Below are 22,963 nucleotides of genomic sequence, written 5' to 3'. Positions count from 1 at the left end.
CTGATAAAGGGAAACCAGAAGTTCAGCCAGCCTTACCAGAAGCTGTGGTGACTGATAAAGGGGAACCTGAAGTTCAACCAGCATTACCAGAAGCTGTTGTGACTGATAAAGGGAAACCAGAAGTTCAGCCAGCCTTACCAGAAGCTGTGGTGACTGATAAAGGGGAACCTGAAGTTCAACCAGCATTACCAGAAGCTGTTGTGACTGATAAAGGGAAACCAGAAGTTCAGCCAGCCTTACCAGAAGCTGTGGTGACTGATAAAGGGGAACCTGAAGTTCATGAGAAACAAGAATATACAGCTCCAATTGACGGTAATCTTGTTGAACCAGAAGTTCATGAAAAACCAGCATACACGGAACCTGTAGGCACCACAGGAGTAGATGAAAAGGGAAACTTGATTAAGCCACCTGTTATCGACATTCCAGAGTATACTGAACCACTATCTACAGTTTCAGAAGTTGCACCAGAAATAGAGGAGCTACCTTCTTTACACACTGACATTCGGACAGAGACTATTCCTAAAACGACTATAGAAGAATCTGATTCTACCAAATTTATAGGCGATGATTCTGTTAAACAAGTTGGTGAAGATGGCGAACGTCAAATTGTTACTAGCTATGAAGAGTTACATGGCAAAAAAATCAGTGACCCAGTTGAAACCGTAACTGTGTTGAAAGAAATGAAGCCTGAAATTCTTGTAAAAGGTACAAAAGAAAAACCAAAAGAAAAAATGGCTCCTGTTTTGACTTTGGAACGAACAGATACAAATGTATTAGACCGCTCCGCAAATATTTCTTATCATTTAGTTAATGCAGATGGAGTCAAGATCAATAAAATTACTGCGACAATTAAAGATGGAAATGAAATTGTCAAAACAGTAGATTTAACTTCAGAGCAATTAAATAAGCAGGTAGAAGATTTAAAATTCTACAAGGACTATAAGATAGAAACCACTATGACCTATGACCGTGGTAAGGGAGAAGAGACTGCAACATTAGAAGAGAAGCCACTTCGCTTGGATTTGAAAAAAATTGAGTTGAAAAACATTGCCTCAACAAATCTTGTAAAAGTTGAAGAAGATGGAACAGAAACATTGAACGACTTCCTGACTGAGACACCAACAGAGACTGAAAAATACTATCTCAAAGTGACTTCTCGGGATAACAAAGTGACTCGTTTAGCAGTTGATAAAATCGAAGAGATTAATCAGGCTGGCCAAGTTCTCTACAAAGTAACCGCAAGAGCTGTTGACCTTATTCAGCATACTGACCCAAGTAAGATACGAAATGAGTACGTTTATTACATGGAAAAACCACGACCAAAGGTTGGAAATGTATATTACAACTTCAAAGAACTCATTGAAGATATGCAGAAAAAACCTGATGGTGAGTTTAAACTTGGGGCTGACTTAAATGCAACTAACACCCCAACCCCGAACAAATCATATGTGACGAATGTGTTCAAAGGAAAATTATTGAGTGATGGAAGTAATCACTTCACTATCCATAATCTAGCACGGCCATTATTTGCAAGAGCTGAAAATGCTCACATCCATGACATTAATCTGGGTAATGTAAACATAAACATGCCTTGGGCTGACCGAACAGCACCACTCGGTGAAAACTTTAAGAATTCAACAATAGAAAATATCAAAGTGACTGGCCAAGTTGTTGGTAACAATGACGTGACGGGTATGGTGAACAAACTTGACGAATCCATCATGCGCAATGTTGCTTTCATTGGTAAAATCGAAAGTGTGGGTAACAAAGGTTGGTGGTCTGGTGGACTTGTCAGCGAAAGTTGGCGAAGTAATGTTGATAGCTCTTATGTAGATGCAAATATTAAGGCAAACAACGCCAAATTCGGTGGACTGATTGCGAAAATCGACCACGGTGTAAACCCTATGGATGTAAAACAAAAAGGTCACTTGACTAAATCCGTTGTTAAAGGATCCATGACTCTCAAAACAAATAACCAAAGCGGTGGACTCATTCACGATAACTACAATTGGGGATGGGTTGAAAACAACATCAGCATGATGAAAGTAAACAATGGTGAAATCATGTACGGTTCCGGTTCAGTGGATTCGGGCGACCCAGACTTTGGATTCCATTACTTCAAGAACAATGTATATGTGAAAGATGTTGCGTCAGGCAATGTTTCATATGAACGTTCAAAACAAATTCAGGGTGTAGATCAAGCTGAAGCTGATAAACGTATCGCAACCTTCAATATCACTGCTGATAAGTATGAAATCACAGATCCTCTTGTGAATAGACTTAACAACCTAACAACTCGTGATAATGAGTATAAAACAACTCAAGATTATGACGCAACGCGTGAGCAGGCATACCACAACATTGAGAAACTACAACCCTTCTACAATAAAGAATGGATTGTAAACCAAGGTAACAGATTGGCTACAAGTTCAAACCTAATGACTAAAGAGGTGTTATCTGTAACAGGTATGAAGAATGGTCAGTTTGTGACGGACTTATCAGATATTGATAAGATTATGGTTCACTATGCGGATGGCACTAAAGAAGAAATGGTAGTTACCGCTAAAGCTGATTCTAAAGTAGCTCAAGTAAAAGAGTATGATGTAGCAGGTCAAAACATTGTCTATACACCAAATATGGTTGTTAAAAATCGAGACAAACTGATTGCAGATGTGAAAGAAAGACTTTCAAGTGTTGACCTAATTTCAGCTGAAGTACGCGCGTTAATGGATATACGTAAGAAGGCAGAAGAAAATACAGATGCTCGTAAAGATGGATATATTCGTAATCTATACTTAGAAGAAAGTTTTGCCGAAGTGAAGCAAAATCTAGATAAGTTAGTCAAATCCTTGATCGAAAATGAAGACCATCAATTGAACGGTGATGATGCCGCGATGAAATCGCTACTCAAGAAAGTAGAAGATAATAAAGCTAAGATTATAATGGGACTGACTTATCTCAATCGTTACTATGATATCAAATATGGTGATTTGAGTATCAAGGATATGATGATGTTCAAACCTGATTTCTATGGTAAAACACCAAGTGTCATCGACCGTTTGATTCAAATTGGTTCAAGGGAGCATTTCTTGAAAGGTGATCGTACACAAGATGCCTACAAAGAAGTGATTGCTGGTGCAACTGGTAAAGGTGATTTACGTAGCTTCTTAGACTATAACATGCGTTTGTTTACAGAAGATAAAGATTTGAATGACTGGTTTATTCATTCTGCGAAAAACGTTTATGTAGTAGAACCTGAAACAAGCACAGAAGCCTTTAAAGATAAGCGACATCGTGTATTTGACGGTTTAAACAATGACGTTCACGGTCGTATGATTTTACCATTGCTCAACTTGAAGAAAGCCCATATCTTTATGATTTCAACCTATAACACGATGGCTTATAGCTCATTTGAGAAATATGGTAAGAACACTGAAGAAGAACGTAAGGAATTGAAGAAACGTATTGATGAAGTCGCTAAAGCGCAACAAACTTACTTAGATTTCTGGTCTCGTTTAGCTCTCCCAAGTGTTCGTAACAAACTTTTGAAGAGCGAATATATGGTGCCAACACCTGTTTGGGATAATCAATCTTATGCAGGAATTAAAGATGCAAATCGTCAAGGTTATGGAAAAGGTGGAGCCGTGGTATCTCCTATTCGTGAACTATTCGGCCCGACTGACCGTTGGCATCAAGTTAATGGAGCTATGGGAGCGATGGCAAAAATCTACGAAAAACCGTGGAAAGATGAGCAAGTATACTTCATGGTAACCAATATGCTTGACCAGTTTGGTATTTCTGCCTTCACACATGAAACCACACACATTAATGACCGTGTAGCTTACTTTGGAGGACATAACCATCGTCAAGGTACGGATTTGGAAGCCTTTGCTCAAGGTATGTTACAAACTCCTGATAAGTCAACAACAAATGGTGAGTATGGTGCATTAGGTATTAACATGGCCTACCATCGACCAAATGATGGAAACCAGTGGTATAATCCAGACCCTGACAAACTTCAAACACGCGACCAAATCGACCACTACATGAAGAACTACAATGAAGCTATGATGATGCTTGATTATGCAGAAGCTGAAGCTGTGCTTCCTAAGGTTAAAGGTGACAATAGTAAGTGGTTCAAGAAAATTGACCGCGAAACACGTCGACCTATGGATAGAAATAAACTAGGTGCTCCTCACCAATGGGACAAAGTGCGTGACTTGACAGATGCTGAGAAAGCAACCAAGCTGGAAACCATCGATGACTTGGTAAATAATAATTTCATGACCATTCACGGAAATCCAGGCAATAAAGTCTTCCACCCAGAGGACTTTGGTACAGCCTATGTCAATGTTAATATGATGGCGGGTATTTACGGTGGTAATACGAGTCCAGGTGCCCCCGGTTCTCTATCCTTCAAACATAATGCTTTCCGTATGTGGGGTTACTTTGGCTATGAAAATGGATTTATCGGATATGTATCTAGTAAATACCAAGGTGAAGCGGATAAACAAAACCAGGGTAGATTGGGTGATGATTTCATTATCAAAAAAGTTTCAAACAACCAATTCTTAAACCTTGAAGATTGGAAGAAACATTGGTATCATGATGTGAAAGCCAGAGCTGAAAAAGGATTCACAGAGATTACAATTGATGGACAAACCATTCACAATTATAACGAATTGAAAGCCTTATTCGACAAAGCTGTCACAGAAGACCTCAAGAAAGCTGGAAACTACTCAAATACTGAGAATTTGAAATCCAAAGTATTCAAAGCCCTTCTTAAAAACACAGACGGTTTCTTTAACCAACTGTTTAAGTAAAAACAAAGAGATAAGATTTGAATATAAACATATAGTTTGAACCAAAAATATTTTTTCAGACTCTATGTTTTTCGGCTCTTTGTCGACTATAGTGGGGCGAAGAATAAAATCTAGAAGAAGCTGGGAAAAAAGTCTTTGGAATCAGAAAAACGCATAGTATCAGGTATTGGAAAACTTTGATGCTATGCGTTTTATTGTGGGGATATTTACTTCATTTTCTCCTGAAATTGAATTTTTACCCAGCCGCTTTTTCATTAAACTATTGATTTTTTCTATCAGCTATGGTATTCTTTTGTTAGTTAATAAACTTACAAAAAGGAGAACAAATGTTTTCACCTACTAAATTAAAAAGAAAAAGAGAAAGTCAAGTATTATCTCAATCTCAACTTGCATCCAGTTTGGGAATTAGTAGAGCCTCATACTTTAATTGGGAATCAGGTAAAACAAAGCCTAATCAAAACAATTTAAGCAAATTGAGTGAGATTTTGAATGTAGATCTTCGATATTTTGAATCAGAGTATGAAATAGTTGAAACCTATCTCAAACTAACGGAAAGGAATCAAGAAGCAACACTTAATTATGCTACAGAACTGTTGAACAAACAGAATGCCAAGGTTGTAGACATTCCTGAGCGTTTTGCTTATAAAGTTTATGAAAAATTATCAGCTGGTACCGGAACAGCTTATTTTGATGATGGTAATTACGATACTGTTTACTTTAATCATCAATTTGATTATGATTTTGCATCGTGGGTGTTTGGGGATTCAATGGAACCGACATATGAAAATGGTTCGGTAGCTCTTATTAAGCAAACGGGCTTTGATTATGACGGGTCTATCTATGCGATAGATTGGGATGGTCAAACCTATATTAAGAAAGTGTATCGTGAAGAAAATGGGCTTCGATTAGTTTCACTCAATCGGAACTATTCAGATAATTTTGCGCCTTATGATGAGAATCCTCGTATCATAGGGAAAATCGTTGGAAACTTTATGCCTTTAGAGGATTGAGTATGACTTGGTTTGATTATAGTCTCGAACCAAAGAGTGACATTGCATTTATTGATATGAAATCTTTTTACGCAAGTGTAGAGTGTGTCGATAGAGGCTTACATCCACTTAAGACTTCGCTTTGTGTTATGAGTCGTGCAGATAATTCTGCCGGGTTAATCCTTGCTTCCTCTCCTATGTTTAAAAAGGTCTTTGGAAAATCAAACGTTGGACGTTCCTATGATTTACCATTTGATGTAAAAACTAGGAAGTTCTCTTACTATAACGCTAAGAAGCAAGGTTTACCAACAACGATAGATTATGTTCGTTATATTGAGGAATGGGCAAAATCAACCGTGATTGTTCCTCCGAGAATGGATACTTATATAGCAGTCAATATGGAAATTCAAAAAATTTTTCAAGATTTTGCGGCACCAGACGATATTTATCCCTACTCAATCGATGAAGGATTTATTGATTTAACAAGTTCATTAAATTATTTTGTGCCAGATAAAAGTATTAGTCGGAAAGATAAATTAGATATTATCTCGGCTGCTATTCAAAAAAAGATTTGGAGAAAAACAGGAATCTATTCAACGGTAGGCATGTCTAATGCCAATCCCTTATTAGCTAAGTTAGCACTAGATAATGAAGCTAAAAAGACTCCGACAATGAGAGCTAATTGGTCCTATGAGGATATAGAAAAGAAAGTATGGGCTATTCCTAAAATGACAGATTTCTGGGGAATTGGAAATAGAATGGAGAAGAAATTACATCATCTAAGTATCTTTTCGATTAAAGAATTGGCACAGGCTAATCCTGACTTGATTAAAAAAGAGCTTGGGATTATGGGACTAGAGTTGTGGTTTCACGCTAATGGTATTGATGAAAGCAATGTTCATAAACCTTATAAGCCGAAGTCAAAAGGGATAGGGAACTCTCAAGTTTTACCAAGAGATTATATTAAACAAAGAGATATTGAGATCATACTTCGTGAGATGGCAGAACAAGTTGCAGTTAGATTGAGAAGAGCTGGTAAAAAAGCGACTGTGGTTTCTATACACTTAGGATATTCTAAAGTGGAACAGAAACGATCTATTCATACTCAAATGAAGATTGAACCGACCAATCAAACAGCACTACTGACAAACTACGTTTTAAAGTTATTTCACACTAAATATACTTCAGGAGCTATTAGGAATGTTGCGGTTAACTATTCTGGTTTAGTAGATGAATCCTTTGGATTGATTTCATTATTTGATGATATTGAAAAAATAGAAAAAGAAGAAAGGCTCCAGTCCGCAATCGATGCTATTCGAACAGAATTTGGTTTTACTTCACTATTGAAAGGAAATGCCCTGGATCAGGCTTCTAGAACAATTGCAAGAAGTAAACTCATTGGTGGTCATTCAGCTGGAGGATTAGATGGGCTAAAATGATGAATCGTTCTTATTTGCCGTTTTTATTTGCAAGAGAGTATCAAGATCGTGGGATGGCTAAGTGGATGGGATTCTTTTTGTCAGAACATTCAAGTTCTCTTTGGGAAGAAAAAAATAAAGAAGATGTCTCAATTACTTTATCAATGGAAGAGAAGGTTTTACTTGTTCGTCAACTTTATACGAATACATTCCCTGCAACGTTTATTTTTAAGCACTCAAATAGAAGAAAAGTAGTATCGGGTATTGTTAAAGAAATTGGGAAAGAGTTTATATCTATAAAATCAGACATTGGATTTCTTCGATTAGAATGGTTAGATATACTTGGTATCCAGATAGAAGGTGAGGAATTACATGAATCGTAAAGAATTATATGACGATAAATTGCAGCTAGATTATTTTTCTGATTCTTATTTACGGTTTGAATCAGATTTTTACAAGTACTCTGCTCTAGACATTCCATTAACATTTATCACTGATGACATTTTACGCACAATGGCTATGTCTCAAAAACATTATTTTAAACTTAACAAAAGCAAATCTTTAGACGGTCGTGACCATTATTTTGTTTTTTCTATCAAGATGAACAAAGACAGTAGTGGCATTAGACAGTATGAATATCAGAGACATTGTTTTAGTTTGTAAGAGTCCGATAGGGCTCTTTTTTCTGTGATAATTTTATCAAAAAGTATTTGTTATACTTTTTTTAATTTAGATTTATCTTGGGGGTTTGGGGGCGTGCCACCACATTTTCATATCGTTTGTTTTTTGAACAGTGAGGTTTGAAATGGCAGGCGATATGATTTTTGGAATATTGTGGACACAATATCTGAGCTCGCAAAGCCTTACAAAAACGTTGAAGATATTTTGAAAAATGTACTGACAGTGTCTGTAAGCTTACATTGTCAGTACAGGTATCAATGAAGGAGGAAAAGTCATATGAAAAGAGATATACGTAGTATTCGGAAACAATTTCGCTTAACAGAAACGGAAGAAAAACAAATACTAGATTTAATGAGAGAGAAAGGAGAGGATAATTTTTCTGATTTTCTCCGTAAAAGCTTACTATTGTCTGATGGACAACAACAGATGGAAAAATGGTTCAACCTTTGGAAAAAACAAAAGTTGGAACAAATTAGCCGTGATGTTTATGAAATATTAATAATTGCTAAAATAAATCATCAGGTTACTCAAGAACATGTTTCTATTTTGTTAACTTGTATTCAGGAATTGATTAAAGAAGTAGAAAAAACAAGTCTTCTTAGTGAAAATTTTCGTAACAAATACATGAGGTAGTAGAGTGGAGCACCGATATAGAACAAATTTAAAAAAAGTCTTTTTATCTGACCTAGAATTAGTCAAATTGAATGAAAATATCTCAAAAAGCAACTGCTTATCATTCTCAGAATATGCTAGACGAACTCTACTAGATCCTGGTATGAATTTTATCACCATTGATACAAATAGTTATCAAGATTTGATTTTTGAATTAAAACGAATCGGAAATAATATTAATCAAATAGCCAGAAGCATAAATTATTCGAATTTAATAACGGAAGTTGAATTAAATGAGTTGAGAAAAGGTATAGAAGAGTTAATAGTAGAAGTGGAGAAAGATTTTCTTATTCAATCTGAAAAATTGAGGAAATTTTATGGTCATCACTAAACACTTTGCGATTCATGGAAAAAATTATCGTAGCAAACTAATCAAATATATTTTGAATCCAAGTAAAACAAAAAATCTAACACTAGTTTCAGATTTTGGTATGAGAAATTATTTAGATTTTCCTAGTTATAAAGAACTAGTGAGGATGTACAATGATAATTTTTTAAGTAATGATACTCTTTATGAATTTCGTCATGATAGGCAAGAAGTAAATCAACGAAAAATTCATTCTCATCACATCATTCAGTCCTTTTCTCCAGATGACCATCTTACTCCCGAACAAATCAATCGGATTGGTTATGAGACAGTTAAAGAGTTGACAGGAGGTAGATTTCGTTTCATTGTAGCAACTCATGTCGATAAAGATCATATCCACAATCACATCATTCTAAATTCAATTGATCAGAATTCTGATAAAAAGTTTCTATGGAATTATAAGTCAGAACATAATCTACGAATGGTTTCTGATCGTCTTTCAAAAATTGCAGGGGCAAAAATTATAGAAAATCGTTATTCGCATCGTCAGTATGAAGTTTATCGCAAAACAAATTACAAATATGAAATAAAACAACGAGTATATTTTCTAATCGAGAACTCGAAAAATTTTGAAGATTTCAAGAAAAAAGCAAAAGCTTTACATTTAAAAATTGATTTTAGACACAAGCATGTTACTTTTTTTATGACTGATTCAAATATGAAACAAGTCGTACGTGATAGTAAATTGAGTAGAAAACAACCTTATGATGAAACTTATTTTAAGAAAAAGTTTGTTCAAAGGGAAATCATAAACATCTTAGAATTTTTGCTTCCGAAAATGAAGAATATGAATGAATTGATTCAACGAGCAGAATTTTTTGGATTAAAAATAATTCCGAAAGAAAAACATGTTCTATTTGAATTTGATGGGATTAAGCTTTCAGAGCAGGAATTGGTAAAAACGAATCGGTATAGTGTTAGTTATTTTCAAGACTATTTTAATAACAAAAATGAAACTGTTGTCTTAGATACTAAAAATTTAGTTGAAGTTTACAATGAAGAAAAGCTAATTAAAGAAAAAGAGTTGCCGACAGAAGAGGTGGTATGGAAATCCTATCAAGATTTCAAGAGAAATAGGGATGCAGTTCATGAGTTTGAGGTAGAGTTGAATCTTAATCAAATAGAAGAAGTAGTGGACGATGGAATGTACATTAAGGTACAGTTTGGCATCCGACAAGAAGGACTTATTTTTGTACCAAATATTCAGATCAATATGGAAGAGGAAAAAGTTAAAGTATTTATCAGAGAAACTAGTTCTTACTATGTATACCATAAAGATTTAGCAGAAAAAAATCGCTTTATTAAAGGTAAAACTTTGATTAGACAATTTAATCTTCAGTATGAACCACAGTATATGTATAGAAGAATTCCTCTTAGCAAAATTAAAGAAAAAATAGAACAATTAGATTTTCTTATATCTGCGGAAAATAGTCCGAATGATTTTGAAGATATAACAAATGATTTCATTGCCCAAATATCATATCTAGAGAATATGATTGAACAAGTCCAAAATAGAATTGATGATTTAACTAGTTTAGAGGAAGTATTGTTGAATAATACGACAAATAGTTCTAACAATTTAGCAAATAGTATTCAAGGTAAAAGTTCAGTAGATACAATAGAGAAGGATTTATACAGATATAAAGGAAAGATTGAAACACTGAAGGAACAACATAGAGAAGCAATAAATTTATTTGAAATGTTTAATAAAACAATAAAGAAATATAAGAAAAAACAAAATATGAAATCTATTGAAGAAAATGAGATACATTTAGAGTAAACAGTTTCCTAATAAGTATATGGTTCCTAAAAAGTATATATAGAATAGTTTCATGTGCCAATTTGTCACATATTTAAAAATAAGAAAATAACTATATTATACTTGTTTTAGGAGACATTGGATGTTGAAAAGGATTAGAGATTTACGCGAGGATGATGATTTGACACAAGAATATATTGCGAAAATCGTTTTGAATTGCACAAGATCAGCTTATTCTAAAATGGAAGCTGGTACCAGGTTAATCTCTATAGATGACCTTATCAAACTTGCAGATTTTTATAATGTAAGTTTAGATTACCTTGTAGGTCGAGTGGATAATAAAGAAGACCATTACTCCAAAAAGTATTAGGTTAAGAAAGCACATTGACAATTGAATAGTCCAAAATGGTACTTTCCTCATTTGTGGAGCAGTTTTGAATGGCTCGCCATGATAAGAGCGATATTAAAACCATCAATAAAATAGAGCGATACTTTATATGCCATGATACAAATGATATACAATGATACTTCTGACCGTTCAGGCTGCCACCGTGAAAGAGCAGCAAGTGAAATTCTTATGATGACTTCATCAGTCATGCCATGGAGGAGAAAATATTTTTTAGGAAGGATGATGACATGAATATAAAATATATATCTGTCGAAAATTCCATTGCAGAATGGGCCGATAAAAAAGGAATTCTAAAAAGATGGGATGGTTTAAATCAATATACATTGAACAGATGGATTAAAGAAATGCGAGAAAACAGAACATTTTCCATGTATGTAATTAACCCAACCCATAAACTTGTTTTCATTAATCTAGAAGGATTTGAAAGTTTCTTAAGATGGAAGCAAAAGCGGACAAAATAAGGAAGTCATGGTATAATATAGGGTAGTTATTTATTCTATACAACAATGATTTATTTCTTTTTAAGAGTTAAGAGGAATTAAATTATGTATTATGTAACTAAAACAAATTCAAAAGGGCAACCCTTATATCAAGTGGTTGAAAAGTACAAAGATCCACTAACAGGAAAGTGGAAATCAGTAACTGTAAGTTACACTAGGAATACTAGTAGGGCGAGGAAACAAGCTGAAAGAGAGGTTCTTGATAAGATAGATAGACTAACTACTTCATTTGAAAGTCAGTTTAGCCCTGAACTGATTACAACATTTGGAGAGTTAAAAGAAAATTGGTTTCAGACTTGGTGTGTCTCTGTTAAACCACAAACAATTCAGAGAGAACTACTGGTGATGAAGCGTCTTGGGAAAATTATAGGAGATGATTTTTTATTAGACAGGATTACTCCACTTCTGATGAAAAAAAGTCTCAATAAATATTTAGAAATATATGATGCATCACCTTCAACAATGACTCATATAAAAAGTACTTGTAATAAGATTTTTAATCATGGTGTGTTATATAATGTCATTAAGTTCTCTCCTATGACTGCGGTAAAACTAGATATTTCACTAGAGAAAAGGCGTAAAGCAAAAGAAAGACATGATTCTAAATTTCTAGAAATCCATGAATTACACGCATTTTTTGATGTATTAAGCCAATGCAGAAATGCAAACTATTATGATCTTGCTATAGTATTGTTGCTTACAGGTATTCGAATTAGTGAAGCTGCTTTTTTACCATCAGATATTGATTTTGAAAAAGGAATCTTGCATATTGATAAGGCACTTCAATATCATTGTTTAAAAGTTGAACAATTTCACTTTGATACAACTAAAACACTCAATTCAATTAGAGAAGTAGCTTTGCCTGAAGCTGCAAGCGAAGCTATTAAAAGGACAATACAGAGAAATAAAGAGTTTGATGCTTATATGGAGAAACATCCCTGTCCTGCTTTTACACATTCTGAAAGTGTATTTAGAACAGAATACGGCTCTCCAATAACATCAAGCACTTTTCGTCAAATTTTGAAACGAATAGAAGGAAAATTATTGACAAATTGTTTAAGTGACTATGGTTTTAAGTGGGTAAAACATGTTACTCCCCATTCGTTTAGGCATATGCATATTAGTTACCTTCAAAGTAATGAGATGCACATAGCAGTGAAAGATATTATGACTAGAGTAGGACACGCTAACTTTGAGACAACAATGGGCTATACACATAATATAAATCGTTCACAAGAAAATACTGTAAAAGCCTTAAATCAATTTGTAGAAAATCACAATTTCCATTTTGAAGAATTGAAAAGTTATACCTGTAAATATTCCAGAATGATTGAAAAATTCATTGAAACTAGTGATAATAGCAATAAAGTAGAATTAAGTGTTGATGAGTTCAAAGACTTGTTACATCTTAGTCCACGTTACTCACCTAAAAATATTGTTTCAAATTTACTATTAAAAATCAAAAAAGATATTGTCAAATACCACCCACAGTTTGATATAAAGATTGTGAAATCAAGTGAGAATCAAATCAGAGGTTTTTCCATTGCATGGTAGTTTTGGTGTTCGCTTGGTGTTTAGACAATAGTAAAATAAAATAGGGGCTCTAAACCCTTGCTACGAAAGGAAAAAAACTCAATGGCTACTATTCAATGGTTTCCTGGCCACATGTCTAAAGCGCGTCGACAGGTTCAGGAAAATTTAAAATTTGTTGATTTTGTGACGATTTTGGTGGATGCACGCTTACCTCTATCTAGTCAAAATCCTATGTTGACCAAAATTGTTGGTGACAAACCAAAACTCTTGATTTTAAACAAGGCGGACTTGGCCGATCCAGCAATGACCAAGGAATGGCGTCAGTATTTTGAATCACAGGGAATCCAGACGCTGGCTATCAACTCCAAAGAACAAGTAACTGTAAAAGTTGTAACAGATGCGGCAAAAAAACTCATGGCTGATAAGATTGCTCGCCAGAAAGAACGTGGCATCAAGATTGAAACCTTGCGTACCATGATTATTGGGATTCCAAACGCTGGTAAATCAACTCTTATGAACCGTTTGGCTGGTAAGAAAATTGCCGTTGTCGGCAATAAACCAGGTGTGACAAAGGGTCAACAATGGCTCAAAACCAATAAAGACCTGGAAATCTTGGATACACCAGGGATTCTTTGGCCTAAGTTTGAGGATGAAACTGTTGCATTGAAACTGGCCTTGACAGGAGCTATCAAAGACCAGTTGCTTCCTATGGATGAGGTAACTATTTTTGGCCTCAATTATTTCAAAGAACATTATCCAGAAAAGTTGGCTGAACGCTTCAAACAAATGAAAATTGAAGAAGAAGCGCCTGTTATTATTATGGACATGACCCGTGCCCTCGGTTTCCGTGATGACTATGACCGTTTCTACAGTCTCTTCGTGAAGGAAGTCCGCGACGGCAAACTCGGTAACTATACCTTAGATACATTGGAAGACCTCAATGGCGACGATTAAAGAAATCAAAGAACTACTTGCAACGGTTAAGGAGTTAGAAAGCCCTATTTTTTTAGAGCTTGAAAAGGATAATCGCTCTGGAGTTCAAAAGGAAATCAGCAAGCGTAAAAAAGCCATTCAGGCAGAATTGGATGAGGATCTTCGTTTGGAATCCATGCTTTCCTACGAAAAAGAACTTTACAAGCAAGGATTGACCTTGATAGCAGGTGTTGACGAGGTTGGTCGTGGTCCTCTGGCTGGGCCTGTAGTCGCTGCAGCTGTTATTTTACCTCAAAATTGTAAGATTCAAGCCCTCAACGACAGTAAGAAAATTCCAAAAAAGAAACATCTGGAGATTTTCCAAGCCGTTCAGGACCAAGCTTTGTCAATCGGCATTGGTATCATGGATAATCAAATCATCGACCAAGTCAATATCTATGAAGCAACCAAACTGGCCATGAAGGAAGCAATCTCCCAGCTCAGTCCTCAACCTGAACATCTCTTGATAGATGCCATGAAACTGGATTTACCAATTTCACAAACATCTATCATCAAAGGAGATGCCAACTCCCTCTCTATCGCGGCAGCATCTATAGTAGCCAAGGTGACACGTGATGAATTGATGAAGGACTACGATCAGCAGTTCCCTGGCTATGATTTTACTGCTAATGCAGGATATGGAACAGCTAAACACCTGGAAGGCCTCACAAAACTAGGAGTTACCCCAATTCACCGAACCAGCTTTGAACCCGTTAAATCGCTGGTTTCAGGAGAAAAAGAAAGTTAAGTTAGAAGGAATGATTATGGAGGAACAGTCAGAAACACTCAGCTCCAAGAAAGAATTTGCCTTTGCCTCAAGCACCATATTATCCCAAGTTGGGCGAGGCATCATCGTGGGTCTCGTCGTCGGACTCATCGTCGGATCTTTTCGGTTTTTAATCGAAAAAGGCTTCCACCTGATACAAGGACTTTATCAAGATCAAGCGCACCTAGTGCGCAATCTTTTTATCATTGGTCTATTTTATTTAATAGTTTGTTGGCTCAGTGCGAAATTAACTCGGTCAGAAAAAGACATCAAAGGTTCAGGAATTCCTCAAGTTGAAGCCGAATTAAAGGGATTGATGACTCTCAACTGGTGGGGCGTACTTTGGAAAAAATATATTCTAGGAATTTTGGCTATTGCTAGTGGCCTTATGCTAGGGCGTGAAGGACCAAGTATTCAACTTGGAGCAGTCGGTGGTAAAGGAATTGCCAAATGGCTCAAATCCAGTCCAGTAGAGGAACGCTCCTTGATTGCTAGTGGAGCTGCCGCTGGTCTAGCTGCGGCCTTTAATGCACCTATTGCAGGACTTCTCTTTGTGGTAGAAGAAGTTTATCACCATTTTTCACGCTTTTTCTGGGTCTCCACTCTCGCAGCTAGTCTCGTAGCAAACTTTGTTTCTCTGCTCATATTTGGCCTAACACCCGTACTGGATATGCCAGACAACATCCCACTCATGACCCTAGACCAGTATTGGATTTACCTCCTTATGGGAGTTTTTCTTGGACTATCTGGTTTTCTCTATGAGAAGGCTGTGCTCAATGTTGGTCGAGTTTATGATTGGCTTGGTCAAAAAATCAATTTGGATAGAGCTTATTATCCAATTCTGGCCTTCATTCTCATCATACCAGTCGGAATCTTCTTACCCCAAATCCTTGGTGGTGGAAATCAGCTGGTTCTTTCCCTGACTAAGCAAGATTATAGTTTCCAAGTTCTATTAGCTTACTTTTTGATTCGCTTTGTTTGGAGCATGATTAGTTATGGAAGTGGCCTTCCAGGAGGAATTTTCCTACCCATTTTGGCGCTAGGTTCCTTACTTGGTGCTCTAGTTGGTGTTATTTGTGTCAATCTTGGACTTGTCAGTCAAGAGCAGTTTCCTATATTTGTCATTCTGGGAATGAGTGGCTATTTTGGAGCAATATCTAAGGCACCCTTAACCGCTATGATTCTGGTAACCGAAATGGTAGGAGATATTCGCAATCTCATGCCACTTGGATTAGTAACCCTAGTTGCCTACATCATCATGGATCTGCTCAAGGGTGCCCCAGTTTATGAGGCCATGCTAGAAAAAATGCTGCCTGAAGAAGCTTCAGACGAAGGAGAAGTCACTCTCATTGAAATCCCTGTTTCAGATAAAATAGCAGGAAAACAAGTACACGAACTCAACTTACCACATAACGTACTCATCACCACCCAAGTCCATAATGGTAAAAGCCAAACCGTTAACGGTTCAACCAGAATGTATCTCGGAGATATGATTCATCTAGTGATTCCAAAAAGTGAAATTGGGAAAGTAAAAGATTTATTGTTGTAGGAGTTTTTACATAATTTATGTTATGTAAAAATAAACTTCTTAATTAAATATATTAGAAAACCGATTCTCAGCAATGAGATCGGTTATTTTTTAATAACCCTCTTTTTTAATATACTATTTCCTCCAAAATCATTGAAATTATAGCCTGAATTTGATATGATATCTCTATGGATAAAAGTAGAGCAAAACGTGTTGAGCACGATAAAAAGAGAATCGGTTTAATAGCCCTGGTAGCTATCTTTTCGGTAAGTATCTGTGTCCTTGGTTCAATGATTGGATACAAAGTATATACAAAGCAAAGTTTCGAACAAAAAATTGAGTCTTTAAAAAATGATAAAGATAATCAATTGAGTGAGGGAAATCAGAAAGATCATTTTCGTAAGGGACAAGCAGAAGTAATTGCCTATTATCCTCTCCAAGGGGAGCAAGTGATTTCATCTGTAAAAGAAATCATGACACAGGATATTAAGGAAAATCTGGAAGACAAAGAAAATCTGGTTTTTTATTATACGGAGAAACAGGATTCGACTTTAAAAGGGATTGTCAACCGAAGTGTGATGAAACAAGTCTATGATTTAACTTCTTCAAAAGTTGAAGAGACTGAAAAAACTAGTCTGGCAAAAGTACATTTGACAGAAGATGGTAAACCTTTTACCCTTGATCAATTATTTTCAGATGCTAGTAAGGCCAAAGAGAAACTGATAAAAGAACTGACTTCTTTCTTACAGGACAAGAAATTGGAGCAAGAAAAGATTGATCAGGTCGTTAAAGGTTTCTCTGACCAAGACTTGTCTGCATGGAATTTTGATTACAAGGATAGCCAAATTATTCTTTATCCGAGTCAGCCTGTTGAAAATCTGGATGAGATTGCCTTGCCGGTATCTAGTTTCTTTGAAGTTATTCAGTCCTCTTATTTATTAGATAAGGACGCAGAACTATATAAGGCTTATTATGAAAAGAAAAATCGTAAAGTAGTAGCCTTGACTTTTGATGATGGACCAAATCCTGCAACGACAAATCAAGCATTAGATACTCTTTCTAAGTATGGTATCAAGGCAACTTTCTTTGTTTTGGGGAAGAATGTTTCTGGAAATGAAGAGATTTTGAAACGCATGAAAGCAGATGGTCATGTTATTGGAAACCATAGTTGGAGTCATCCAGTGCTTTCAAAACTTTCCCTTGATGAAGCTAAAAAACAAATTACTGATACGGAGGATGCGCTAACTAAGGTGTTGGGTTCTAGCTCTAAACTTATGCGTCCCCCTTATGGAGCTATTACAGACGACATTCGCAAAAGCTTAGATTTGAGCTTTATTATGTGGGATGTAGATAGTCTGGACTGGAAGAGTAAAAATGAAGCATCTATTTTGACAGAAATTCAGCGTGAAGTCAAGAATGGTTCTATTATTCTCATGCATGATATCCATGCTGAAACAGTGAATGCTTTACCAAAGGTTATTGACTACTTGAAAGGGCAAGGTTATGACTTTGTAACAATTCCAGATTTGTTAGATACTCGTCTTAAACCTCACCAGCTCTATTACGACCGTGACCAATAATACACAAAATCTAAAGAGATAAGTTTTCTTTGAGAATTTGTTTCTTTGGATTTTCTTCTCATAGAAAGGAAAAATAATGAAATCTTATATTTTAAATAATGACGTTACAATTCCAGTTCTAGGATTTGGAACCTGGAAAGCTGAAAATGGAGAGATTGCCTATCAAGCTGTACTAGAGGCTTTAAAGGCAGGCTATCGCCATATCGATACAGCAGCTATTTATAAAAATGAAGAAAGCGTTGGTCGTGCTATTCAAGATAGTGGAGTACCGCGTGAGGAAATTTTTGTAACCAGTAAATTGTGGAATACAAACCACACCTATGAGCAAGCTCGTCAGGCTTTTGAAGAGTCTTTAGAGAAGCTGGGCTTGGAATATTTGGATTTGTATTTGATTCATTGGCCAAATCCAAAACCGCTCAGAGAAAATAACAACTGGAAAATCCGAAATGCGGAAGTTTGGAGAGCTATGGAAGACCTCTATCAAGAAGGCAAAATCCGTGCTATTGGAGTTAGTAATTTCCTTCCCCATCATTTGGATGCCTTGCTTGAAACAGCAACTATCGTTCCAGCAGTCAATCAAGTTCGTTTGGCTCCAGGTGTGTATCAAGAGGAAGTCGTAGATTACTGTCGAGAAAAAGGAATTTTATTGGAAGCTTGGGGACCTTTTGGCCAGGGAGAACTGTTTGATAGCAAGCAAGTGCAAGAAATAGCTGAAAATCACGGAAAGTCTGTTGCTCAGATAGCCTTGGCATGGAGCTTGGTAGAAGGATTTTTACCACTTCCAAAATCTGTCACTGCATCTCGTATTCAGGATAATCTTGATTGTTTCGGAATTGAGCTGAGTCACGAGGAGCGTGAAACCTTAAAAGCGATTGCTGTTCAGTCTGGTGCTCCACGAGTTGATGATATGGATTTCTAGAAAATCATAAAAAGAATTGTACATTGTTCTAATTTTTGCTATAATAGTTAGCAGGAAAGAAAGTCTTATGGCGTTCTTCAAGCGAGCTTGGGATAGTGGGAGCCAAGTAGGGCAAAATAAAGAACTGGCACTTTCTGTAGTATTTTCAAAAACAATGAAGTAATAAATTAGGGTGGAACCGCGTTTCTGACGCCCCTAGTCGCAAGGCTTGGGTGTTGAAATTCGGTTCTTTTTGAATTCGTCTAATGCCTAAGTAGAAAGGAGCATAATGCTTAAAGGATCTTGTTTATGTAAAGCAGTGACCTACACTCTAGATGAGGAATTATCGGAATTAGTTTTTTGTCATTGCTCATTTTGTCGGAAAGCAACTGCGTCTGCCTATACAGTTAATGCTAAAGTTAGCAGTGAAAAGCTAGTATTGGATGGAAAAGAAAAGCTTGTTTCCTATAGTTCTTCTCCAGGAAAACAGCGTTATTACTGCCAGAACTGTCATAGTCAAATTTTCACTGTTCAAGAAAATATACCAGAAGTCTGTGCTTTGAAATTAGGTACAATAGATGAATGTGATCAGAATTTACAAACTGTTCCCAAACGTCATATTTTTCAAGATCCAGCCTTTTCTTGGTTGCTTGATAAATCCATCTAAAAAGATAATATAAATTAAAGGAGTAAATAATGTCTAAAAAATTGACTTTTCACTGCGTCAGTGGCAGAGACCTCCTTACAGTCGGATTGCCTCACGCTCAGCACTAGAGTGCCTGAGCTAGACGCAGTACTAATTCGTCTTGCCTTGTATGATCGATGAGGCAGACTCGTGTCGCAAGTAATTTATAGAAAAAGGAGTAAAAAATGTCTAAGAAATTAACATTTCAAGAAATTATTTTGACTTTGCAACAATTTTGGAATGATCAAGGTTGTATGCTTATGCAGGCTTATGACAACGAAAAAGGTGCGGGGACAATGAGTCCTTACACTTTCCTTCGTGCTATTGGACCTGAGCCATGGAACGCGGCTTATGTAGAGCCATCACGTCGTCCTGCTGACGGTCGTTACGGGGAAAACCCTAACCGTCTGTACCAACATCACCAATTCCAAGTGGTTATGAAGCCTTCTCCATCAAACATCCAAGAACTTTACCTTGAGTCTTTGGAAAAATTGGGAATCAATCCTTTGGAACACGATATTCGTTTTGTTGAGGACAACTGGGAAAACCCATCTACTGGTTCAGCTGGTCTTGGTTGGGAAGTTTGGCTTGATGGGATGGAAATCACTCAGTTCACTTATTTCCAACAAGTTGGTGGATTGCCAACTGGCCCTGTGACTGCGGAAGTTACCTATGGTTTGGAGCGTTTGGCTTCTTACATTCAAGAAGTTGATTCTGTCTATGATATCGAGTGGGCAGATGGTGTAAAATACGGAGAAATCTTTATCCAGCCTGAGTACGAGCATTCAAAATATTCATTTGAAATTTCGGATCAAGAAATGTTGCTTGAAAACTTTGATAAGTTTGAAAAAGAAGCTGGTCGTGCCTTGGAAGAAGGTTTAGTACACCCTGCCTATGACTATGTTCTCAAATGTTCACACACCTTTAACCTGCTTGACGCGCGTGGTGCCGTATCTGTAACAGAGCGCGCTGGCTATATCGCTCGTATCCGTAACTTGGCCCGTGTCGTAGCCAAAACCTTTGTCGCAGAACGAAAACGCCTAGGCTACCCACTTTTGGATGAAGCAACACGAGCTAAACTCTTAGCAGAAGACGCAGAATAAAGAGAGTGACAAATTACGAAAATGGGCGAACAGAGTGAGCCCTGAGCCAGTTGCCGCAGTGATGAAGGTATCCTTAGTGAAACTAAGGATACTAGGCAAAATTGGAGACTTTTGGCTCCAATTTTAGCAATGAAACAACGAAGTTGGTTGCTTGCATGCCAATCACATAAGGCAAACTGGAAAATAAAAAGATATTTTTCGGAGAAAAAACATGACAAAAAACTTATTAGTAGAACTCGGTCTTGAAGAATTACCAGCCTATGTTGTCACACCAAGTGAAAAACAACTAGGCGAAAAAATGGCAGCCTTCCTTAAGGAAAATCGCTTGTCTTTTGAAGCTATTCAAACCTTCTCAACACCACGTCGTTTGGCTGTTCGTGTGACTGGTCTTGCAGACAAACAATCTGATTTGACAGAAGATTTCAAGGGACCAGCAAAGAAAATTGCCTTGGATAGCGATGGAAACTTCACCAAAGCAGCTCAAGGATTTGTTCGTGGAAAAGGCTTGACTGTTGAAGATATCGAATTCCGTGAAATCAAGGGTGAAGAATATGTCTATGTCACTAAGGAAGAAGTTGGTCAAGCAGTTGAAGCAATTGTTCCTGGTGTTGTAGATGTCTTGAAGTCATTGACTTTCCCTGTCAGCATGCACTGGGCTAACAACACCTTTGAATACATCCGCCCTGTTCACACTTTGACTGTTCTTCTAGATGAAGAAGAGTTTGACTTGGATTTCCTTGATATTAAGGGAGGTCGTGTGAGTCGTGGTCATCGTTTCTTGGGGAAAGAAACCAAAATTCAGTCAGCATTGAGCTACGAAGAAGACCTTCGTAAGCAGTTTGTAATCGCAGATCCACGTGAACGTGAGCAAATGATTGTTGACCAAATCAAGGAAATTGAGGCAAAACATGGTGTACATATCGAAATTGATGCTGATTTGCTTAATGAAGTCTTGAACTTGGTTGAATACCCAACTGCCTTTATGGGAAGTTTTGATGCCAAATACCTTGAAGTTCCAGAAGAAGTTTTGGTGACTTCAATGAAAGAACACCAACGTTACTTTGTTGTTCGTGATCAAGACGGCAAGCTCTTGCCAAACTTCATTTCTGTTCGTAACGGAAATGCAGAGCATTTGGAAAATGTCATCAAAGGAAATGAAAAAGTCTTGGTAGCCCGCTTGGAAGACGGTGAATTCTTCTGGCGTGAAGACCAAAAATTGGTGATTTCTGACCTTGTTGAAAAATTAAACAATGTCACCTTCCATGAGAAGATTGGTTCCCTTCGTGAACACATGATTCGTACGGGGCAGATTGCTATTCTCTTGGCAGAAAAAGCAGGCTTGTCAGCGGATGAAACGATTGACCTAGCCCGTGCAGCAGCCATTTACAAGTTTGACTTGTTGACTGGGATGGTTGGTGAATTTGACGAGCTACAAGGAATTATGGGTGAAAAATATGCCCTTCTTGCTGGTGAAACTCCAGCAGTGGCAGCTGCTATTCGTGAACACTACATGCCTACATCAGCTGAAGGAGAACTTCCAGAGAGCAAGGTTGGAGCCATTCTAGCTATTGCAGACAAATTGGATACGATTTTGAGTTTCTTCTCAGTAGGCTTGATTCCATCAGGTTCTAATGACCCTTATGCTCTTCGTCGCGCGACTCAAGGTGTGGTTCGTATCTTGGATGCCTTTGGTTGGCACATTGCTATGGACGAGCTGATAGATAGCCTTTATGCATTGAAATTTGACAGCTTGACTTATGAAAATAAGGCAGAGGTTATGGATTTTATCAAGGCTCGTGTTGATAAGATGATGGGTTCTACTCCAAAAGATATCAAGGAAGCCGTTCTTGCAGGATCAAACTTTGTTGTGGCGGATATGTTGGAAGCAGCAAATGCTCTCGTAGAAGCAAGCAAGAAAGAAGATTTTAAATCGTCTGTCGAATCACTTTCTCGTGCCTTTAATTTGGCTGAGAAGGCAGAAGGAGTTGCTACAGTTGATTCAGCTCTCTTTGAGAATGAAGAAGAGAAAGCCTTGGCAGAAGCCGTCGAATCACTCGTTTTGTCAGGGACTGCCAGTCAGCAATTGAAACAGCTCTTTGCGCTTAGTCCAGTTATTGATGCATTCTTTGAGAATACCATGGTTATGGCTGAAAATGAAGCAGTCCGTCAAAATCGTTTGGCAATCTTGTCGCAATTAACCAAGAAAGCAGCTAAACTTGTACGTTTTAACCAAATCAATACCAAATAAAATCTGTTAAACGGATTAAATCTTATCATAAA

At 36.9% G+C, this 22,963-nt stretch carries 19 protein-coding genes; all 19 read left to right on the top strand.

Going from position 1 to position 22,963, the window contains the following annotated elements:
* On the top strand, positions 1-4,823 hold a 4,823-nt coding region (locus N8L33_RS09070), incomplete at its 5' end, for a ZmpA/ZmpB/ZmpC family metallo-endopeptidase (RefSeq protein ID WP_261059657.1).
* 326 nt (positions 4,824-5,149) lie between these two features.
* Positions 5,150-5,833 carry a LexA family transcriptional regulator gene (locus N8L33_RS09065; protein WP_049474973.1) on the top strand — a complete coding sequence of 228 codons (684 nt, stop codon included), beginning with the start codon at positions 5,150-5,152 and terminating at the stop codon, positions 5,831-5,833.
* Positions 5,834-5,835: 2 nt separating this feature from the next.
* Positions 5,836-7,251 carry a Y-family DNA polymerase gene (locus tag N8L33_RS09060; protein WP_049474972.1) on the top strand — a complete coding sequence of 472 codons (1,416 nt, stop codon included), beginning with the start codon at positions 5,836-5,838 and terminating at the stop codon, positions 7,249-7,251.
* The gene (locus N8L33_RS09055) at positions 7,248-7,613 is read left to right on the top strand and encodes a hypothetical protein (protein WP_049474971.1); all 366 of its coding nucleotides are present in this window, start codon (positions 7,248-7,250) and stop codon (positions 7,611-7,613) included. The genes N8L33_RS09060 and N8L33_RS09055 overlap by 4 nt, the downstream gene beginning before the upstream one ends.
* Positions 7,603-7,893 carry a DUF5960 family protein gene (locus N8L33_RS09050; protein WP_001080186.1) on the top strand — a complete coding sequence of 97 codons (291 nt, stop codon included), beginning with the start codon at positions 7,603-7,605 and terminating at the stop codon, positions 7,891-7,893. The genes N8L33_RS09055 and N8L33_RS09050 overlap by 11 nt, the downstream gene beginning before the upstream one ends.
* Positions 7,894-8,187: 294 nt before the next feature.
* On the top strand, positions 8,188-8,544 hold the full coding sequence (locus N8L33_RS09045) for an SAG1252 family conjugative relaxosome accessory protein (RefSeq protein WP_049474970.1): 357 nt from the start codon (positions 8,188-8,190) through the stop codon (positions 8,542-8,544).
* Between the two features lie 4 nt (positions 8,545-8,548).
* Positions 8,549-8,914, top strand: a complete 366-nt coding sequence (locus N8L33_RS09040; protein WP_000401235.1) for a MobC family plasmid mobilization relaxosome protein — start codon at positions 8,549-8,551, stop codon at positions 8,912-8,914.
* Positions 8,901-10,730 (top strand): SAG1250 family conjugative relaxase, encoded by a 1,830-nt coding sequence (locus tag N8L33_RS09035; RefSeq protein WP_153193390.1) that lies wholly within the window; start codon positions 8,901-8,903, stop codon positions 10,728-10,730. Before N8L33_RS09040 ends, N8L33_RS09035 begins: the two co-directional genes overlap by 14 nt.
* A 121-nt stretch (positions 10,731-10,851) precedes the next feature.
* Positions 10,852-11,079 (top strand): helix-turn-helix domain-containing protein, encoded by a 228-nt coding sequence (locus tag N8L33_RS09030; RefSeq protein ID WP_033629554.1) that lies wholly within the window; start codon positions 10,852-10,854, stop codon positions 11,077-11,079.
* A gap of 266 nt (positions 11,080-11,345) precedes the next feature.
* Positions 11,346-11,579: a hypothetical protein gene (locus N8L33_RS09025; protein ID WP_001022845.1), complete on the top strand. Its 234-nt coding sequence runs from the start codon at positions 11,346-11,348 to the stop codon at positions 11,577-11,579.
* Between the two features lie 84 nt (positions 11,580-11,663).
* Positions 11,664-13,172, top strand: coding sequence for a tyrosine-type recombinase/integrase (locus N8L33_RS09020; RefSeq protein ID WP_061088035.1), 1,509 nt, complete (start codon positions 11,664-11,666; stop codon positions 13,170-13,172).
* Between the two features lie 81 nt (positions 13,173-13,253).
* On the top strand, positions 13,254-14,105 hold the full coding sequence (gene ylqF / locus N8L33_RS09015; RefSeq protein ID WP_000201308.1) for a ribosome biogenesis GTPase YlqF: 852 nt from the start codon (positions 13,254-13,256) through the stop codon (positions 14,103-14,105).
* Complete coding sequence (locus tag N8L33_RS09010; protein ID WP_000201109.1) at positions 14,092-14,871, top strand: ribonuclease HII; 780 nt, start codon at positions 14,092-14,094, stop codon at positions 14,869-14,871. The genes ylqF and N8L33_RS09010 overlap by 14 nt, the downstream gene beginning before the upstream one ends.
* Positions 14,872-14,887: 16 nt before the next feature.
* Complete coding sequence (locus N8L33_RS09005) at positions 14,888-16,438, top strand: ClC family H(+)/Cl(-) exchange transporter (protein ID WP_004248487.1); 1,551 nt, start codon at positions 14,888-14,890, stop codon at positions 16,436-16,438.
* Positions 16,439-16,605: 167 nt separating this feature from the next.
* Positions 16,606-17,997 (top strand): peptidoglycan-N-acetylglucosamine deacetylase PgdA, encoded by a 1,392-nt coding sequence (pgdA, locus tag N8L33_RS09000; protein ID WP_261059656.1) that lies wholly within the window; start codon positions 16,606-16,608, stop codon positions 17,995-17,997.
* 76 nt (positions 17,998-18,073) lie between these two features.
* Positions 18,074-18,916 (top strand): aldo/keto reductase, encoded by an 843-nt coding sequence (locus tag N8L33_RS08995; RefSeq protein ID WP_023942506.1) that lies wholly within the window; start codon positions 18,074-18,076, stop codon positions 18,914-18,916.
* A gap of 268 nt (positions 18,917-19,184) precedes the next feature.
* Complete coding sequence (locus N8L33_RS08990) at positions 19,185-19,562, top strand: GFA family protein (protein WP_261059655.1); 378 nt, start codon at positions 19,185-19,187, stop codon at positions 19,560-19,562.
* A gap of 203 nt (positions 19,563-19,765) precedes the next feature.
* The gene (gene glyQ, locus N8L33_RS08985) at positions 19,766-20,683 is read left to right on the top strand and encodes a glycine--tRNA ligase subunit alpha (RefSeq protein WP_261059654.1); all 918 of its coding nucleotides are present in this window, start codon (positions 19,766-19,768) and stop codon (positions 20,681-20,683) included.
* Positions 20,684-20,894: 211 nt separating this feature from the next.
* On the top strand, positions 20,895-22,931 hold the full coding sequence (gene glyS / locus N8L33_RS08980; RefSeq protein WP_261059653.1) for a glycine--tRNA ligase subunit beta: 2,037 nt from the start codon (positions 20,895-20,897) through the stop codon (positions 22,929-22,931).
* Positions 22,932-22,963: the final 32 nt, after the last annotated feature.

Source organism: Streptococcus mitis, from assembly GCF_946188695.1.
Taxonomy (GTDB): Bacteria; Bacillota; Bacilli; order Lactobacillales; family Streptococcaceae; genus Streptococcus; species Streptococcus mitis_DF.
The sequence above is the reverse complement of the archived record's forward strand: the minus strand, read 5'-3'. Positions and strand labels throughout refer to the sequence as shown.

What these genes read in the sequence shown, in the direction of transcription:
- pgdA (WP_261059656.1), top strand. Translation starts at nt 16,606, where the DNA reads ATGGATAAAAGTAGAGCAAAACGTGTTGAGCACGATAAAAAGAGAATC.
- N8L33_RS08990 (WP_261059655.1), top strand. Translation starts at nt 19,185, where the DNA reads ATGCTTAAAGGATCTTGTTTATGTAAAGCAGTGACCTACACTCTAGAT.
- N8L33_RS09035 (WP_153193390.1), top strand. Translation starts at nt 8,901, where the DNA reads ATGGTCATCACTAAACACTTTGCGATTCATGGAAAAAATTATCGTAGC.
- N8L33_RS09055 (WP_049474971.1), top strand. Translation starts at nt 7,248, where the DNA reads ATGATGAATCGTTCTTATTTGCCGTTTTTATTTGCAAGAGAGTATCAA.
- glyQ (WP_261059654.1), top strand. Translation starts at nt 19,766, where the DNA reads ATGTCTAAGAAATTAACATTTCAAGAAATTATTTTGACTTTGCAACAA.
- N8L33_RS09005 (WP_004248487.1), top strand. Translation starts at nt 14,888, where the DNA reads ATGGAGGAACAGTCAGAAACACTCAGCTCCAAGAAAGAATTTGCCTTT.
- N8L33_RS09030 (WP_033629554.1), top strand. Translation starts at nt 10,852, where the DNA reads ATGTTGAAAAGGATTAGAGATTTACGCGAGGATGATGATTTGACACAA.
- N8L33_RS09050 (WP_001080186.1), top strand. Translation starts at nt 7,603, where the DNA reads ATGAATCGTAAAGAATTATATGACGATAAATTGCAGCTAGATTATTTT.
- N8L33_RS08995 (WP_023942506.1), top strand. Translation starts at nt 18,074, where the DNA reads ATGAAATCTTATATTTTAAATAATGACGTTACAATTCCAGTTCTAGGA.
- N8L33_RS09020 (WP_061088035.1), top strand. Translation starts at nt 11,664, where the DNA reads ATGTATTATGTAACTAAAACAAATTCAAAAGGGCAACCCTTATATCAA.
- N8L33_RS09045 (WP_049474970.1), top strand. Translation starts at nt 8,188, where the DNA reads ATGAAAAGAGATATACGTAGTATTCGGAAACAATTTCGCTTAACAGAA.
- N8L33_RS09065 (WP_049474973.1), top strand. Translation starts at nt 5,150, where the DNA reads ATGTTTTCACCTACTAAATTAAAAAGAAAAAGAGAAAGTCAAGTATTA.
- N8L33_RS09025 (WP_001022845.1), top strand. Translation starts at nt 11,346, where the DNA reads ATGAATATAAAATATATATCTGTCGAAAATTCCATTGCAGAATGGGCC.
- glyS (WP_261059653.1), top strand. Translation starts at nt 20,895, where the DNA reads ATGACAAAAAACTTATTAGTAGAACTCGGTCTTGAAGAATTACCAGCC.
- N8L33_RS09010 (WP_000201109.1), top strand. Translation starts at nt 14,092, where the DNA reads ATGGCGACGATTAAAGAAATCAAAGAACTACTTGCAACGGTTAAGGAG.
- ylqF (WP_000201308.1), top strand. Translation starts at nt 13,254, where the DNA reads ATGGCTACTATTCAATGGTTTCCTGGCCACATGTCTAAAGCGCGTCGA.
- N8L33_RS09060 (WP_049474972.1), top strand. Translation starts at nt 5,836, where the DNA reads ATGACTTGGTTTGATTATAGTCTCGAACCAAAGAGTGACATTGCATTT.